Source organism: Rahnella sp. AA (genome assembly GCF_002834385.1).
Classification (GTDB): domain Bacteria; phylum Pseudomonadota; class Gammaproteobacteria; order Enterobacterales; family Enterobacteriaceae; genus Rahnella.
This window is the reverse complement of sequence record NZ_PITQ01000009.1, coordinates 161,946-177,248: the sequence shown is the minus strand read 5'-3', so window position 1 is coordinate 177,248 and position 15,303 is coordinate 161,946. Positions and strand designations below refer to the sequence as shown.

The following is a 15,303-nucleotide window of genomic DNA, read 5'->3' as shown; positions in this document are numbered from 1 at the left end:
ACCACCGATACAACAACGATTGGAAAATATCAGCTCAACGGCAAACGTCTGACCGTGAACAATATCAAAACGTCATTTACGGATAATTCTCTGACTGACGGTGATATCGCCTTTAATAGCAGTAACGTCACCTGGGGAGGGAGGGACAGTCTGTTAAGCAGCAACGGCTCGCTGACGGTAGGGAATGGCACGACCCTTGAACTGCGTGATGTGAAACAAACGGAAGGGATAAACAAAACGTTAGTACTTGACGGGGGCGCGATTGCCTCCGGCACCAATGGTAACGGTGGTGGCAGCGGTGCCACACTGCGCAGCGCACTGAGAGTCGATACAACCGGTACGCTCAACGGCAATAACTGGGGATTCCGCATTAACCTTGGTCTTTACGGCCCAATATCAGGAAAGGGTACGCTGAACATTACCGGCAGTCAGGGTGTTTCCTTCTTTGGGGATACCTCGGCCTTTACCGGTAATCTGCTGCTGAAAACCAACAGCAGGCTCTATCTCGCACCGGTTGAAGACACCGTACTGGCGGCGAATCTGTCGAAGGAAGGGACCGGTAAAGCCGTCAAGCAAGGGATTAAAAACCTGACGCTGACAGGCGACAACCATCTTTACACCAACGAGCTGGAGGTTCAGGCAGGCACACTGACGCTGGGCAGCACCACCGCAGCCACGGGCGGTGATATCCGTATGACTGCCGGTACGCTAAAACTCGACGCTGACAGTAAAGTCAGTCTTAGCAATCTGGCGGCGGGCGGCACCGTCGATCTGCATGGTCACAGCGGCACGCTGAATATCAAAGCGAATGAGGCGGGCTCTGCCATCACCTCCTCCGACGTAAATAACGGGTCATCACTGAATCTGCTGGTTAATTCCAGCAGCACGCTTAACAGCACGATTTCCGGCCAGAAAATCCACCTGAATAAGCAGGGTACGGGCGACCTGACGCTGGCGGCGAGTAACACCTTCACCGGTGATGTGCTGCTGTCAGCCGGGAAAACGATAGCAGGGAACCTTAATGCGTTTGGGGCGGCTGCTAATATCGTGAGTGTGGCGAAAAACGCCCTGCTTGACCTGAACGGTAACAGCGTTCTCAACAACCTCAACCTCGCGTCCGGCACGCTGGTGAACAGCAAGGCCGGGGCGCTTAAACTAGGCACTCTCAGCCTGAGTGACAACAGTACAGCCACCTTTAACGGCATCACCGATACAACAACGATTGGAAAATATCAGCTCAACGGCAAACGTCTGACCGTGAACAATATCAAAACGTCATTTACGGATAATTCTCTGACTGACGGTGATATCGCCTTTAATAGCAGTAACGTCACCTGGGGAGGGAGGGACAGTCTGTTAAGCAGCAACGGCTCGCTGACGGTAGGGAATGGCACGACCCTTGAATTGCGTGATGTGAAACAAACGGAAGGGATAAACAAAACGTTAGTACTTGACGGGGGCACGATTGCCTCCGGCACCAATGGTAACGGTGGTGGCAGCGGTGCCACACTGCGCAGCGCACTGAGAGTCGATACAACCGGTACGCTCAACGGCAACAACTGGGGATTCCGCATTAACCTTGGTCTTTACGGCCCAATATCAGGAAAGGGTACGCTGAACATTACCGGCAGTCAGGGTGTTTCCTTCTTTGGGGATACCTCGGCCTTTACCGGTAATCTGCTGCTGAAAACCAACAGCAGGCTCTATCTCGCACCGGTTGAAGACACCGTACTGGCGGCGAATCTGTCGAAGGAAGGGACCGGTAAAGCCGTCAAGCAAGGGATTAAAAACCTGACGCTGACCGGCGACAACCATCTTTACACTAACGAGCTGGAGGTTCAGGGGGGCACACTGACGCTGGGCAGCGTTACGGCGGCAACAGGCGGGGATATGCGTATCCAGACCAGCGCAACGCTGAACAGTGAGTACAACAACACGGTGGGCGGCAGTCTCTACAACAGTGGCACCGTTAAGCTGAAACGCGCAGGAAGTTCTCTGAATGTGAAAGGTAATTACACTCAGCAGTCTAATGCGGTGCTCGGTATTGCTATCGATCCGATCCTTGGCGCGGCGATGCTGAATGTAACAGGTAGCGCAACTGTTGCAGGCACACTCAACGCAATCTATGCGCCGGGTACCTACATAGCGCAAACTTACACGGTGCTCAGTGCGCTGAAAGGCGTGAAAGGCAGTTTTGCTAAGGTCACACAAGAAGGTGGCGCTGGGATCAGCCAAAAAATTGGTTATACCACCAACAATGTGACATTAGCGACGTCCAAAGCCGCAGGGGTTAAGTCTCTTCGTTCTTCAACACCGGAGTCATCTGATGGGGGAGAAGAACTAAGCGTTGTTGAAACGCAGTTCACAGAGACGTCTGAAATAGTCGCCACTGACGAGCAGCAACCTGAAACAGAGAATATTGCATTTGCAGAGGATGATGTACTGGCAGCATTAACGTTTACAGCCGTGGAGCAGGACAATAACACGGTGATGCAAGCTATTCTGGATGCTGAGGAAGACACGTTGAACGCTTCCATGCAGGACGAGACTTTCGTGGTCACGCCGGACAATCTTCGGGCCTACGATGTTCAGCGTCTTTCTATCGGGATGCAGAAACCGACGCAGTGGAGCATGGAGCAGGTTGACTGGTCTGCGGCTTCGGGTGGCAAATCAGCCTGCGATCTTGCTGACGCCTGCTACCATGATGATGCGATGTGGATCATGCCTCACATGAGCAACGGACGTCTGAGTGCTGACAATGGTAATGCCAAAGCAAACGGCATTTCCATCGGTGGCTACACTGAAATTGCTGACACGCGCGTTGGGGTATCGGTAGATTATTCTGACTTTGACCTCTCGGACAATGGCTCATCCGCCACGCAAAATCGTTATGCGGTCAACCTGTTTGCCTCGCAAAAACTAAGCCGCATGGTGCTTACGGGCTCTCTGGGTTATACCCACGCGCCAACGGATGTGACACGCCAGGTCACCATGGGTGGCTTTAACCCTGGTGAAGGGAAAAGTCATATTTCCGGCGATGCGGTTTCCGGTGGCCTGAGTCTCAACTGGCCAGTGCAAATGGGGAACACGCAAATTGTTCCGCAAATTGGCCTCGACAGCCTGAACGTGTTTTATTCTGGCTTTGACGAAAATATGTCGTCAAATGGAGAAGAGTTTAACAGCTTTATCAATAGCATGAAGGTGCAGGGTAATTCAAAACGCTACGACAGCCTGCAACCGAATATTGGGGTTAAGGTTTCGCAGGGGCTGGCATGGGGCAACACGGAAGTGACGCCGGCGTTGAAAGTGACGTATCGCCGTGAACTGATGAACGACAACAACGGCACTGTGGCGAGTAACGACGGCACCGTGTTTACGGTGCAAAGCGATACGTTAGGGCGCGATATCGTAGAGTACGAAGCGGGTGTGGACGTTAAATTCACCCCGAGATTGAGTACGTCGTTTAGCTACACGGGCAGTAATCAGCAGGGATACCAGTCGCAGGAGGGGATGATCAGGGTTAAATATAACTTCTGATTTTTTAAATAAGTTTCAGGGGCTGCCGGAGGAATGGCAGCCCTTTTTTTTTGGGGCGGTAAACCCCGTCCGCCGCGATCCTACCGCCTCACCAGCCCCCACAAAAACCACGGCCCCCCGAGCAATGCACAGAGCATCCCGGCTGATACCGGCCACGGCCAGGCAATATTGCGGCCCAACCAGTCGGCGATCACCATCAGCAATCCGCCATACAGCGCGGCGAGCAGGCATTGCGCACGAAAACGGTTCGCGCCGCTGTAGCGGGCAAGCTGCGGCGCAATCAGGCCGACAAAACTCAGCGGGCCAATCAGCAGCGTGCCGCCTGCGGTCAGTGCGGCGGCGAGCAGTAAAATCAGCATATTGCTGCGGCGCACGCCGGCACCGAGGGCCCGCGTGGTCTGCTGCCCGAGGCTCAGCAATGTAATCCGGCGCTGCAATAACAAGGCCAGCGGGATCAGCATCAGCGCCTGTCCCGCGCCCCACATCGCGCGCGCAGGCGTGATCCCGGCGGTCGAGCCGGTGCTCCAGTTGAGCAGCATCATCGCGCGCGGGTCGCCGCTCATCAGCAACAACATGCTCAGCGCCATACTCAGGTTGGTCAGACACAGCCCGACCATCACCATCGATTGCGGCTGGAAACGCGAGCGCATGCCGAACATAAACAGTGTGAAAATTGCCAGCAAACTGCCCGCCAGCGCGGCAGGGAAAAGCTGCGACAGCGGCTGATTAAACAGGATCACCAGCAACACCACCATCAGCGATGCGCCGCTGCTGATACCGAGCAGTTCCGGGCTTGCCAGCGGATTGCCGCTCTGTCGCTGGATCAGCACACCGGCCACCGCCAGCATCGCACCCGCGCTGAGCGCACCAAGCATCCGCGGCCAGCGCCATTGCAGAAGTGAACCGGCTGCTGCCGCGGTACCGGGCGTACGGTTGAAGAACAGCGAAAGCGCGATGCCGCAGGCGAGCATCAGCAGCAGAGCGGCAATCCGGCGGCGCGTCAGCGTGCGTAACACCGGCATGTTTAACGTTTGCGGGGCGATATACGGATTGCGCTGGCGGAACAGCAACATCAGCATCAGCGGCGCGCTGAGTAATCCGGCGAGCGCACCGGTCGGCAAATCCCCGCCTGCGGGTGAGAGAAATTGCGCCAGTTGATCGACGGCGGTCAGCAGCCCGGCACCGGCCAGCGGCACGCAAATCAGCTGATGCGTGAAGCGCCGGACGCCTGCCAGACGCACCAGCGCCGGAGCGGCCAGCCCGATAAAACTGATGATGCCGACCTGACTCGTGATGAGCGCGCTGAGCGCCACGGCAACCGCGAGCGTGGCGATGCGGATTTTCACCACAGAAACGCCCAGCGCACCGGCGCTCTGATCTGACAGACCGATCAGCATCAGCGGTCTTGCCAGCAGCGCGCTTCCCGCCATCAGACACAGCACCGGCAACAGTAAAAACTGCGCGACCGGCCAGCCGTTCTGGTTCAGCGAACCGGCCTGCCAGCTGAATAAATCACTCAGATAATCATGGTTGAACAACACCATCAGCGTATTCACGGAGTTACCGTACAGGCTGATGACCATGCCGGTCAGAATGATTTTCAGCGGATCCAGCCCCTGACGGGCGATCAGCAGATAAAGTACCAGCACGGTCAGCGCCGCACCGGCCAGCGCCAGATTCGTCAGGCCGAAAACCAGCAAACCGGGGAAAACGATAATGCCCGCCGACATCGCCAGATTGGCACCGGCGGCAATCCCTAAAGTGGCCGGTTCCGCCAGCGGATTGCGCAAAACCTGCTGGAAAAGCAAACCGGCGGTCGCCAGCGCCATGCCCGCCAGCGCGCCGGTCGCCAGCCGTGGCAGAAAACTGTAATGCAGTAACAGGCTGGCCGTGGAAGGCAGATTACCGGCATGAAGGCGACCGAGATTGCTGATTAACAGCAGGGCGCACAGCAGCGCCAGCGGCAGGATAATCAGCCAGGGCAACGGAGAAAATTTACGCATGAGAGTCAGGATCCGTGAGCGCTGTCGTGATGTGCTGCGCCAGACCAGTGGCTGTCGTCAGGCCGCCAAACGGAAAGAAATGCGTCAGTTCCCGTGCGCGTCCGCCCGCAACCAGCGGCAGTTGTTGCCATAATCCGTCCGGCTGGCGAAGGCGGGAAACCTGCGTCAGCGTCGTCGGTAATTCGGTGTAAAACAGCCAGTCAGCGGGCAAAGACGCCAGCTTTTCAACGCTGACGTTTGCCGTGCCCATCGCGCCAACCGGCTGCGTCCAGGCGTTGCGCAGGCCGAGGCGGGTGAGAATGACGTCCGGCAGGCTGTTCCGGCCATACACCGTGGCGTATTTACCGTCCTGACTGCGCACCGCCACCAGGATCCGCTGACCGGCCGCGCGGCTGAGCCGTTGCTGGCCGTCACTGAGGGCTCGGGTGGCGCGGTTTATCAGCTGCGCTGCCTGCGCGGATGCGGAGAATGATTTGCCCAGACCGGCAGTAAAACTGACTAATGCCAGCCAGAGATCGCCCGCAGCGGGATAAACCGAAACGACTTGCACCGGCGCGATGCGTTGCAGGCTGTCGAGAAGGGCGGGCGCGATCATATCGCTGAGGATCAGCGCGGGTTTCAGGGCGGCGATAAGCTCGATATTCGGTTCCCAGTACGGGCCGATATCCTGCACCTTTTCCGGTAAAACGGGTTCGGCGATCCGGCGGTGGAAATAGCCCACATCGGAAACAGCCAGCGGCGTAATGCCCAGTGACAGCAGGGTTTCCGCCGCCAGCCAGTTAATCGCGATAATACGATCTGCGTTTGTCGTTAAGGGCTGGGATGAAGCGGCCAGCGCCGCCGGGGCATTTACCCACGGCAGCGCCAGCAACGCTTTCAGACAGTCACGACGACTGAGTAAAAAAGCGGACATCAGAAGCTGTATTTCAGCGAGCCGATAAACGTCCGTTCCTGCCCCGGATAGCAGCTGGTGTCGTCGTCACAGGTGCCGACATAGTGGTGATCAAACAGGTTCTGAATGTTGAATCCGACCGTCACATGCTGGTTCACCTGATATTTCGCACCCGCATCCACCAGCGCGAAGTTCTTCACCGGAAGGGTGTTGGCGTTATCGCCATACATGCTGCCGACATAACGCACGCCGGTGCTGAGCAGCAGGCCGTCGAGCACACCCTGATGGAAACCGTAGTTCAGCCAGGTCGATGCCATATGTTTCGGCACGTTAGCCTGTTGTTTGCCGCGATCGCCGTTGTTGCTCTTGGTGATTTCCGTTTCGGTGTAGGTGTACGACGCCAGCGCATCCAGATTTTCCGTCAGCTTCACCGTGGTTTCGGCTTCGATACCGCGCGAACGTACTTCGCCGGACGCCACCTGATATCCGGTGAGCACGTTATTCACGATCTCATTGGTGAGCACGTTACTTTTGGTGATATCGAACGCCGCCAGCGTCATCAGCAGCGTTGGGTCCGGCTGATATTTCACGCCGACTTCATACTGATGCGCCTGGCTCGGATCAAACGTACGGTTCTTGCTGTCGGTGCCGCTGTTTGGCACAAAAGATTCGGCGTAGCTGATGTATGGCGCAAGTCCGTTTTCGGCCAGATAGGTCAGACCGGCGCGCCCGGTCCAGGCGCCTTTGTCCACCCAGCTGGTGGTGTCAGTCAGGTTATTTTCGGTACGCATACTCACGTCATCATGACGGCCGCCCAATGTCAGCAGCCATTTTGGCGTCAGGGAAATCTGATCCTGCATGTAAACGCCGAGCTGTGCGGTGGTCTGATCGTTGTCATTGAGCGCGTAAGTCGGATCCGCGATATCCAGCCCGTACACCGGATTGTAGATATCCAGCGCCGGAGCGGCCGCGCCAAAACGTTTGGCATTGCCGTCGAGGCGGCTGTAATCCAGCCCGGTCAGCAGGCGGTGCGTCACCGGACCGGTGGCGAAATCGGCCTGCAACTGGTTATCCATATTGAACGCGCGCATGTGTTCATCAAAACGGATGGCGTTACGCGAGACGGTGCCGGTGGTGAAATTGACGTTACCCGGCAGCAGGTTGTTAAGAATGGTGTCAGTCTGGCCGTAGCGCACGTTCTGGCGCACCTGGAAAATGTCGTTGAACTGATGGCTCAGCTCATAACCCACGGTGAACTGTTCCTGACGAAAATGGTTGTAGTTGTAATCGCCGAGCAGGGTATCAGTAACGTTGCCGCCCGGTTTAGTGAGCACGGAAACGGTGCCGCCGGACGTATCACGCAGGTAATCTGCACGCAGGGTCAGGCTGGTCTGATCGTCTGGCAGCCAGGTAAACGATGGCGCGAGATACAGGCGGTTGTCTTCCACGTCCGGCCCGTTTTTGTACTGAAATTGCGTGTCGCTGTCGCGGGCGAGGCCAATGACGCGGTACAGATAGTGGCTGTCATCGTCAATTTTGTCGCTCATATCAAACTGTGCCTGACGGCGGTTGAAATTGCCCAGTTCAACCTGAACGTCATGCACGCCCTGCGCGGACGGCAGTTTGCTGACGCGGTTCACAATCCCGCCCGCATCGCCCAGCCCGAAAAGGGTGGATGACGGCCCGCGCACGATATCAATGCGTTCCAGCGCGTATGGCTCGGTGCGGAAATAGCTGTAGCTGTTATTGAGCTGACGCAGGCCATCGCGGTAATCGTTGGTGGTCAGGGCATTAAAGCCGCGAATATAAATCCAGTCATAACCTTTCGGATCGACGCCGTAGGTTTCGGTTTTCACGCCCGGCACATAACGCAGCGCTTCCGTCACGGTTTGCACGTTCTGGCGATCCATACGCTCGCGCGTCACCACGGAAACTGACTGCGGGACTTCAAGCAGCGGTGTGTCGGTTTTGGTGGCGGAATTGCTTTCCTGAGGGACGGTGGTCCACGCGCCAGATTGCCCGTTCACCGTCATAGTATCGGAACCGGCAGCAGGCTGCGGGGCGACGACAACCGTGTCATTTTCAATGCTGAAACTCAGGCCGGAGCCTTGCAGCACACGGCCAAGCGCGGCTTCCAGCGTCATTGTTCCCTTCACGGCCGGAGCCGTTTTTTGCGCCACAGATTCGGGCGCGGCAATCAGCTGCACGCCAGCCTGCTGTGCCAGCGTATTCAGCGAGGCGATCAGCGGCTGAGCCGGAAGTGAAACGGTAAGCGTGGCCGCCGCAACGGCGAGCGGAGAGCAAACCGCCAGCGCGATGGCGGTCAGGCCGGTTTTGAAACGGGTACCCTGGTAAATCGTCGAAATGGTCATGCAGTTATCCCCAGAAAAAACCAAATAAGAATCATTATCCTTTCTGAAGACGAGACCGACGCCAAAACCCTGACGTCGTCTCCTGAAATTTTTTAAACTTTTTTAGCAGGGGGGAAATTTTTGTGACGATCAGCGCCGCGATATCTGTGTTTCGCCGGTCTGCGTGCTGATTTTTACCGGTAACACTTTAGGCAATGCGCGGACGAAACTGTCCGGGCGGTGAACGTTAAAACTGCCGCTGATGCGCAGCGCAGCGACGTCCGGCGAGGCTGCGTGGTAAGGCATTTCGCCGTAACGCGAGAATTCGGCCAGCGCCAGGCTGAGCGGGGTGTTATTAAAATTAATCCGCGACTGCCGCCAGTCGGCAATAGTGTCCGGCGCGACAGACGCCTGACGCGTCAGTGCGCCGCTGGCATCGCTGGTCGCCCGCTGCGTAGCGCGAAGCACCATAAGATGACGGTTTTGCGGATCCTGCCGCAGCGTAGCCATCACGCGCCAGTGCATATTTTGCAGCCACGAACGCGGCCCGACACGCACCGCGCCGCTGCTTACGGCAACGTCCGTACCGTCGCCGCTCATCGATTTCGGAATGTACCGTACGCTGAAATGAGTCCCCAAAACCGTCACGCGGGAAGGGCCGCTGAAAACGATAAACGGCTTATCTTCCAGATGTTGCACCTGAAAATACGCCTGACCTTTGATCAGCGTGACTTCGCGGCGCTGCTCAAAATACGCTACCTGCAACTGCGTTTCGGCATCAAGGCTGACGAGCGTGCCATCGGGCAACGTGAGTTGTTCTAATTCTCCGCGACCGGTATGGAACGCGGTGGTCATGACCGGCGGTGCAAACCACTGCCACGCGGGCCACATCAGCATCACGCAAAGCAGCGCGGCAACCGGGGCGGCAAACCAGAAAGGACGACGCGCCTGCGGCTTTTCCACCGGCAGCGAAGCCCGCAACCGGGCAATATTTTCCTGCGGCAAATCGCCGACGCGCTGCCACATGGCCTGCATCGCCTGAAATTCCCCGGCATTTTCGCCCTGCGAGAGCCACTCATCAAACTCGCGCTGTTCGCGTGCCGACAAACCGGCCTGTTGCCGGCTGAGCCACCGCGCGGCCTGTTCGCTGGCGGACATCTGCGCATCAGAGATGTTATTCATCGCGGGCATCCTTTTCTGCGTGACCGGCGGCTTTCGGGGTGTGATGTTCCTGCTGCCAGGCGTCATTGCTGTTCCGGCAGGCAATCATGGCGCGGATAATATGCTTCTCGACCATATTGATGGATATTCCCATGTGGCTCGCGACATCCTTTTGCGACAATCCGTCAAAACGATGCAGGATAAAAGCTTCCCGGCATCGTGGCGGCAGGGCTTCGATGGTGCGGGTCATCAGCGCATTATACTGATTTTCTTCAATGAGTTCGTAAGGTTGCAGATAAGACGGTGCGGCAAAATGCGCGCCATCGGTTTCTTCAGAAGCCTCATCCAGCGGAAGTTCGGGGCGGCGATAATGATCGACCAGCAGATTTCGCGCGATGCGATACAGCAAACTCCGGTGCGACCGGACCGGCTGCGTGACAGACAAAGCCCGGATAAACGTCTCCTGCGCCATGTCTTCTGAATGCTCGCGGTCACGAAGCTTACGGTTAATAAACCGATATAATTCAGTGTAATATTTCTCGAAAGCCGGCACTGGATTCTCAGATAATGAAAGACAGGGAACTTCTGCGATGCCTATTTTAGACATAAATCCCACAATCATTCATTCACAAATGATAATCATTCTCGAAATAAATTAACCTCATCCACCCATTTGCCTTAAGTAAAAATTACGAAGTGATCTTTTAAGATTTCTATTCGGAAAGCTGAAGACCCACTCAGTAGTCTTGCATTTTTTAGATCTGACCCTGGCGCGCTCAATATCCTGCTGAACGGATTGCCCCCCTGCGGCACGCTTCTTGCTTTATCCCTGAATCTTTCCCACACATCAGGTTTCTTCATGACCCTAACTGCTCTCGGATTCGTTCTGGCGTCGAAAAAAAGTGAAATTACCTGCCTGCAACAACTCCTGCAGATGGGTGAACTGGTCGGTGCGGTCAGCCAACTGATCCATGTGCTGCAACGTGAGCGGGGAACGGCAAATATATTTCTGTGTTCTCACGGGGAAACCTGGGCCGGACAGCTCAGCGAACGGGCGTTGCAGGTGCAAATGGCCGAACAGGTTGTGCATCAGCAACTTCAGGCGCTGGATCTCACCGGCCAGCCGATGGGCAATGCCCCGCGATTATTCAGCCGTATTGCCGCCGTTTTACACAGCCTCAGCACGTTGCCGTTACTGCGTCAGCAGATTCAGGAGCAGACGATCGGCCAGCCTGACGCCATGCGCAAGTACAATGAGGTGATCCGCACACACCTGGCGCTGGTATTTGAAGCGGCTGATATCTCGGGTGATCCGCCGGTTTCACGGGCATTACTGGCGATGTTCAGCTTCATGCAGGGTAAGGAGCTGGCGGGGCAGGAACGTGCAACCGGGGCGGCGGGTTTCGCGGCACAGCATTTTGACGACGCGGCGCACCAGCAACTTTTGGACCTGATCGACGGTCAGGAGCGTTGTTTCCAGACGTTCACGGAATTCGCCGATGCCCGCTGTCTGGCATTGTGGCAACAGCAAGTGAGTGGCGACAGCAGCGAGTTTGAGCGTTTCCGGCGTATAGCCTGCACCCGTACGACGCCGGACGGCGAGGCCGGTGGCGTGGCTTTACGCTGGTTTGCCGTCACCACGGAACGGATCGATGGCATGAAGATCGTGGAAGATTTGCTTGAAGATATTTTGATGGAATGCTGCCGCAAGCGTATCCGCGAAGCACAGGTTTCCCTCGAACTTCAGCAGCAGGATGTCGGACAAATTTCGCAGCCGGAAAACCATTATTCCGCCCTGATCCCCTTGCAACTCAGCCGCGCGGTGCTTGAACTGGTCGAGCAACAGTCGCGCCAGTTACAGGCGCGGGACGCCGAACTGGCCGAACTTCGCGCCACGCTCACTGAGCGAAAGCTGATTGAACGCGCGAAAAGCTTACTGATTCAGCATCACGGAATGACCGAACCGCAGGCGCATAAAACCCTGCGCGATATGGCGATGAATCAGAATAAAAAACTCGCCGAAATTGCCGACGCCATGCTGGCGGTCTCATCGGTATTGGCGAAAAAGGAGGGTGTAACACCAAGGGAGTAGTTGCACTGTGCGTGTGCCTTTGCGATGTGCAGGACGTGCTGTTCCGGTGCACATAAACGGCCATTCCCGCTGGTCATGTCGCTAACAGGCTGATTTTGCAATGACGCAAGGAGTTGGCACACAAACTGCATTATTTCGAAGACATAAGTATCAGGCCAATGGCGGTCTGGTCAGAATTACGGATAAAGGCGTCCGTTAGCGTTCAGGAAACTGAGCGCTAACCGGACGCTTTTTTTTTGTTCATTTTTCACCATTACAGGAAGCCGCAATGACGAAAGACAACAACCAAATTCTGGGGCAATTCACCCGCCGGCGCTTCATTGCGGGCAGTGCGGCGCTGGGCGGCAGCATGATGATGCCGGGATTTATGAACAGCGTCTGGGCGGCGGGTTCAGACGCACCGGAAAAGAAAGAGATCCGCGTGGGTTTTATTCCGCTGACTGACTGTTCTTCCGTCGTGATGGCCGCGGTGAAAAAGTTTGATGAAAAGTACGGCATCAAAATCATCCCGAGTAAGGAATCGAGCTGGGCGTCGGTGCGCGACAAACTGGTCTCCGGTGAACTGGATGCCGCACATGTGTTGTACGGGCTGGTGTACGGATTGCAACTTGGGGTTTCCGGACCGCAGCACGACATGGCAATGCTGATGGCGCTCAACAATAACGGGCAGGCGATCACGTTGTCGAACCAGTTAAAACAGGCCGGTGTAACGGACTCTGCGTCGCTGAAAAAAGTGGTCGATGCCAGTGCCAAAGGCACTTACACCTTTGCGCAGACGTTCCCGACCGGGACACATGCCATGTGGCTGTATTACTGGCTGGCGAATGCCGGGATCCACCCGTTTAACGATGTGCGAAATGTGGTCGTTCCGCCACCGCAGATGGTGGTGAACATGAAGATCGGCAACATGAGTGGTTTTTGCGTGGGGGAACCCTGGAACCAGCGGGCGATTCAGGACGATATCGGCTATACCGCCATCACGTCACAGGAAATCTGGCCGGATCATCCTGAAAAGATCCTCGGCACCACGTCAGCCTGGGTCGATGCTAATCCGAATTCTGCGCGCGCCCTGACTGCGGCGGTGCTGGATGCGTCCCGCTGGATTGATACCTCCGATGCCAACCGTATCGAAACCGCGCAGGTCGTGGCGGGTCGCGCTTACATCAACACACCGGTGGAAACTCTTCAGGGGCGGATGCTCGGCGATTACGAAAACGGTTTAGGCAAGAAATGGAAGGACGCCCACAGCATGCGCTTTTTCAACGATGGCGCGGTCAATTACCCGTACCTCTCCGACGGGATGTGGTTTCTGACCCAGCACAAACGCTGGGGACTGCTCGACCAGGATCCTGACTATCTCGCGGTAGCCAAAAAAATCAATCGCATCGACGTCTATAAACAGGCGGCGACCGCCGTGGGCGGGATAAACCTGCCTGCAAGTGATATGCGAACCAGCACACTGATGGACGGAAACGTCTGGGACGGCAGTCATCCTGCTGAATACGCCAACAGTTTTGCCATGAAACGTTAAGTGAGGTCGCCGATGTCCACGAACACAAAAACCCAGATTGTTACGCTGAATGAACCGGTGAGCGCAGAAATTGTGCCGCTCAGAACCGTCCAGCCGGTTGCCGTCGCGAAGACGCCTATCGGGGTGCGGATCCGCGCGGTATCGCGTCGTTTCCTGCAAAAAGCCATTCCGGCGCTGCTCGGTGCCATCGTCCTGATTGCGGTCTGGCAGATTGCCGCCCTCAGCAGCAAAGGTTTCCCCACGCCGCTGAAAACCTGGGAAGCGGCAAAAGTGATTTTTGCTGACCCGTTTTACATTGCCGGACCCAATGACATGGGCATTGGCTGGAACGTGCTGGCCTCGCTGAAACGCGTGGCGATGGGCTTCGGGATGGCGGCACTGATCGGCATACCGGCCGGTTTTCTGATTGGCCGTTTCAGCTTTATCGCCAATATGCTCAATCCGATCATCTCGCTTTTGCGCCCGGTCAGCCCGCTGGCCTGGCTGCCGATCGGCCTGTTGCTGTTCCAGCGCGCAGAACCCGCGTCGGCGTGGACCATTTTTATCTGCTCCATCTGGCCAATGATCCTCAATACGGCGGAAGGCGTCGCCCGTATTCCGCAGGATTACCTCAATGTGGCGCGGGTGCTCAGGCTCAGTGAATTCACCGTCATGCGCAAGATCCTCTTTCCCGCCGTGCTGCCGTACATCCTCACCGGCGTCCGTCTGTCGATTGGCATTGCGTGGCTGGTGATTGTCGCAGCCGAAATGCTCACCGGCGGCGTCGGTATTGGTTTCTGGATCTGGAACGAATGGAACAACCTCAACGTTGAAAACATCATTATCGCCATCCTGCTGATTGGTGTGGTGGGCATGGTGCTGGAGCAGGGGCTGATGGCCATTGCCCGCCGTTTCAGCTACGACAACCACTAGGAGCCTGACATGAAAAATGACAAAGCGATTATCTGCGTGCAAAACGTCAGCCAGAGTTTCCCGACCGCGAAAGGCGCGTTTCTGGCGCTCGATAATGTCAGTTTCGATATCGCGCAGGGCGAGACGGTCAGCCTGATCGGGCATTCCGGTTGCGGGAAATCCACCTTACTGAATCTGATCGCCGGGCTGAGCCGCCCGACGGAGGGAGTCCTGCTGTGTGATAACCAGGAAATCACCGGCCCCGGCCCGGAACGTGGCGTCGTGTTCCAGAACCATTCGCTGCTGCCGTGGCTGACCGCGTCTGAGAATGTCGCGCTGGCGGTGAATCAGGTGTTCAAAGGCCAGATGAGCAAGGGGGAAATGCAGGCGTGGATCACGCACAACCTCGAGCTGGTTCACATGGGACACGCGGCGGATAAACGTCCCGGCGAAATTTCCGGAGGCATGAAACAACGTGTGGGTATTGCCCGTGCGCTGGCGATGAAACCGAAAGTGTTGCTGATGGATGAACCCTTTGGTGCGCTTGACGCGTTAACCCGCGCGCATTTGCAGGACGCCGTTATGGAAATTCAGTCAAGGCTGAAAACCACCATTTTGCTGATCACCCACGATGTTGATGAAGCGGTGCTGTTGTCTGACCGCGTCATGATGATGACCAACGGTCCTGCGGCGAAAGTCGGTGAAGTGTTGCAGGTGGAACTTGCGCGCCCGCGCTCACGGCTGGCGCTGGCGAACGATCCGCTGTTCCACCAGTACCGTCAGCAGGTTCTGCAATTCCTGCATGAAAAACACCAGGCTGTCGCCTGATTTCGGGCGGGGTGAAC

10 protein-coding genes are annotated in these 15,303 nt (G+C 56.6%); 5 read left to right on the top strand and 5 right to left on the bottom strand.

Features of this window, described 5'->3' with window-relative positions; all coding sequences use genetic code 11:
• Window positions 1–3,537 (top strand): autotransporter outer membrane beta-barrel domain-containing protein (locus CWS43_RS20445; protein ID WP_198555885.1); only part of this gene is annotated, 3,537 nt, incomplete at its 5' end.
• A gap of 80 nt (window positions 3,538–3,617) precedes the next feature.
• Here CWS43_RS20445 and fhuB read toward each other — a convergent pair.
• The 5 genes from fhuB to CWS43_RS20420 form a co-directional block, all read right to left on the bottom strand.
• On the bottom strand, window positions 3,618–5,540 hold the full coding sequence (fhuB, locus tag CWS43_RS20440) for a Fe(3+)-hydroxamate ABC transporter permease FhuB (RefSeq protein ID WP_101078925.1): 1,923 nt from the start codon (window positions 5,538–5,540) through the stop codon (window positions 3,618–3,620).
• Window positions 5,533–6,453: an ABC transporter substrate-binding protein gene (locus CWS43_RS20435; RefSeq protein ID WP_101078924.1), complete on the bottom strand. Its 921-nt coding sequence runs from the start codon at window positions 6,451–6,453 to the stop codon at window positions 5,533–5,535. Before CWS43_RS20435 ends, fhuB begins: the two co-directional genes overlap by 8 nt.
• Window positions 6,453–8,804 (bottom strand): TonB-dependent siderophore receptor, encoded by a 2,352-nt coding sequence (locus CWS43_RS20430; protein WP_101078923.1) that lies wholly within the window; start codon window positions 8,802–8,804, stop codon window positions 6,453–6,455. The genes CWS43_RS20435 and CWS43_RS20430 overlap by 1 nt, the downstream gene beginning before the upstream one ends.
• Before the next feature lie 129 nt (window positions 8,805–8,933).
• Window positions 8,934–9,965, bottom strand: coding sequence for a FecR domain-containing protein (locus CWS43_RS20425; protein ID WP_101078922.1), 1,032 nt, complete (start codon window positions 9,963–9,965; stop codon window positions 8,934–8,936).
• Window positions 9,958–10,551: a sigma-70 family RNA polymerase sigma factor gene (locus CWS43_RS20420; RefSeq protein WP_232777111.1), complete on the bottom strand. Its 594-nt coding sequence runs from the start codon at window positions 10,549–10,551 to the stop codon at window positions 9,958–9,960. The genes CWS43_RS20425 and CWS43_RS20420 overlap by 8 nt, the downstream gene beginning before the upstream one ends.
• Window positions 10,552–10,803: 252 nt before the next feature.
• Between CWS43_RS20420 and CWS43_RS20415 the strand changes: the two genes are divergently transcribed.
• The 4 genes from CWS43_RS20415 (at window position 10,804) to CWS43_RS20400 (ending at window position 15,286) form a co-directional block, all read left to right on the top strand.
• Window positions 10,804–12,036, top strand: coding sequence for a nitrate regulatory protein (locus CWS43_RS20415; RefSeq protein WP_101078920.1), 1,233 nt, complete (start codon window positions 10,804–10,806; stop codon window positions 12,034–12,036).
• A gap of 268 nt (window positions 12,037–12,304) precedes the next feature.
• Window positions 12,305–13,567, top strand: a complete 1,263-nt coding sequence (locus CWS43_RS20410; protein WP_101078919.1) for a CmpA/NrtA family ABC transporter substrate-binding protein — start codon at window positions 12,305–12,307, stop codon at window positions 13,565–13,567.
• A 12-nt stretch (window positions 13,568–13,579) separates the two neighbouring features.
• The gene (gene ntrB, locus CWS43_RS20405; protein ID WP_101078918.1) at window positions 13,580–14,479 is read left to right on the top strand and encodes a nitrate ABC transporter permease; all 900 of its coding nucleotides are present in this window, start codon (window positions 13,580–13,582) and stop codon (window positions 14,477–14,479) included.
• Window positions 14,480–14,488: 9 nt separating this feature from the next.
• Entirely contained in the window at window positions 14,489–15,286 is a 798-nt protein-coding gene (locus CWS43_RS20400; protein ID WP_101078917.1) for an ABC transporter ATP-binding protein, read from the top strand.
• The last annotated feature ends 17 nt before the right edge of the window (window positions 15,287–15,303 follow it).

Bases quoted from the DNA above. Each gene is read 5' to 3' on its own strand.
- CWS43_RS20425 (WP_101078922.1), bottom strand. From the start codon at position 9,965: ATGAATAACATCTCTGATGCGCAGATGTCCGCCAGCGAACAGGCCGCG.
- CWS43_RS20415 (WP_101078920.1), top strand. From the start codon at position 10,804: ATGACCCTAACTGCTCTCGGATTCGTTCTGGCGTCGAAAAAAAGTGAA.
- CWS43_RS20435 (WP_101078924.1), bottom strand. From the start codon at position 6,453: ATGTCCGCTTTTTTACTCAGTCGTCGTGACTGTCTGAAAGCGTTGCTG.
- fhuB (WP_101078925.1), bottom strand. From the start codon at position 5,540: ATGCGTAAATTTTCTCCGTTGCCCTGGCTGATTATCCTGCCGCTGGCG.
- CWS43_RS20400 (WP_101078917.1), top strand. From the start codon at position 14,489: ATGAAAAATGACAAAGCGATTATCTGCGTGCAAAACGTCAGCCAGAGT.
- CWS43_RS20430 (WP_101078923.1), bottom strand. From the start codon at position 8,804: ATGACCATTTCGACGATTTACCAGGGTACCCGTTTCAAAACCGGCCTG.
- ntrB (WP_101078918.1), top strand. From the start codon at position 13,580: ATGTCCACGAACACAAAAACCCAGATTGTTACGCTGAATGAACCGGTG.
- CWS43_RS20420 (WP_232777111.1), bottom strand. From the start codon at position 10,551: ATGTCTAAAATAGGCATCGCAGAAGTTCCCTGTCTTTCATTATCTGAG.
- CWS43_RS20410 (WP_101078919.1), top strand. From the start codon at position 12,305: ATGACGAAAGACAACAACCAAATTCTGGGGCAATTCACCCGCCGGCGC.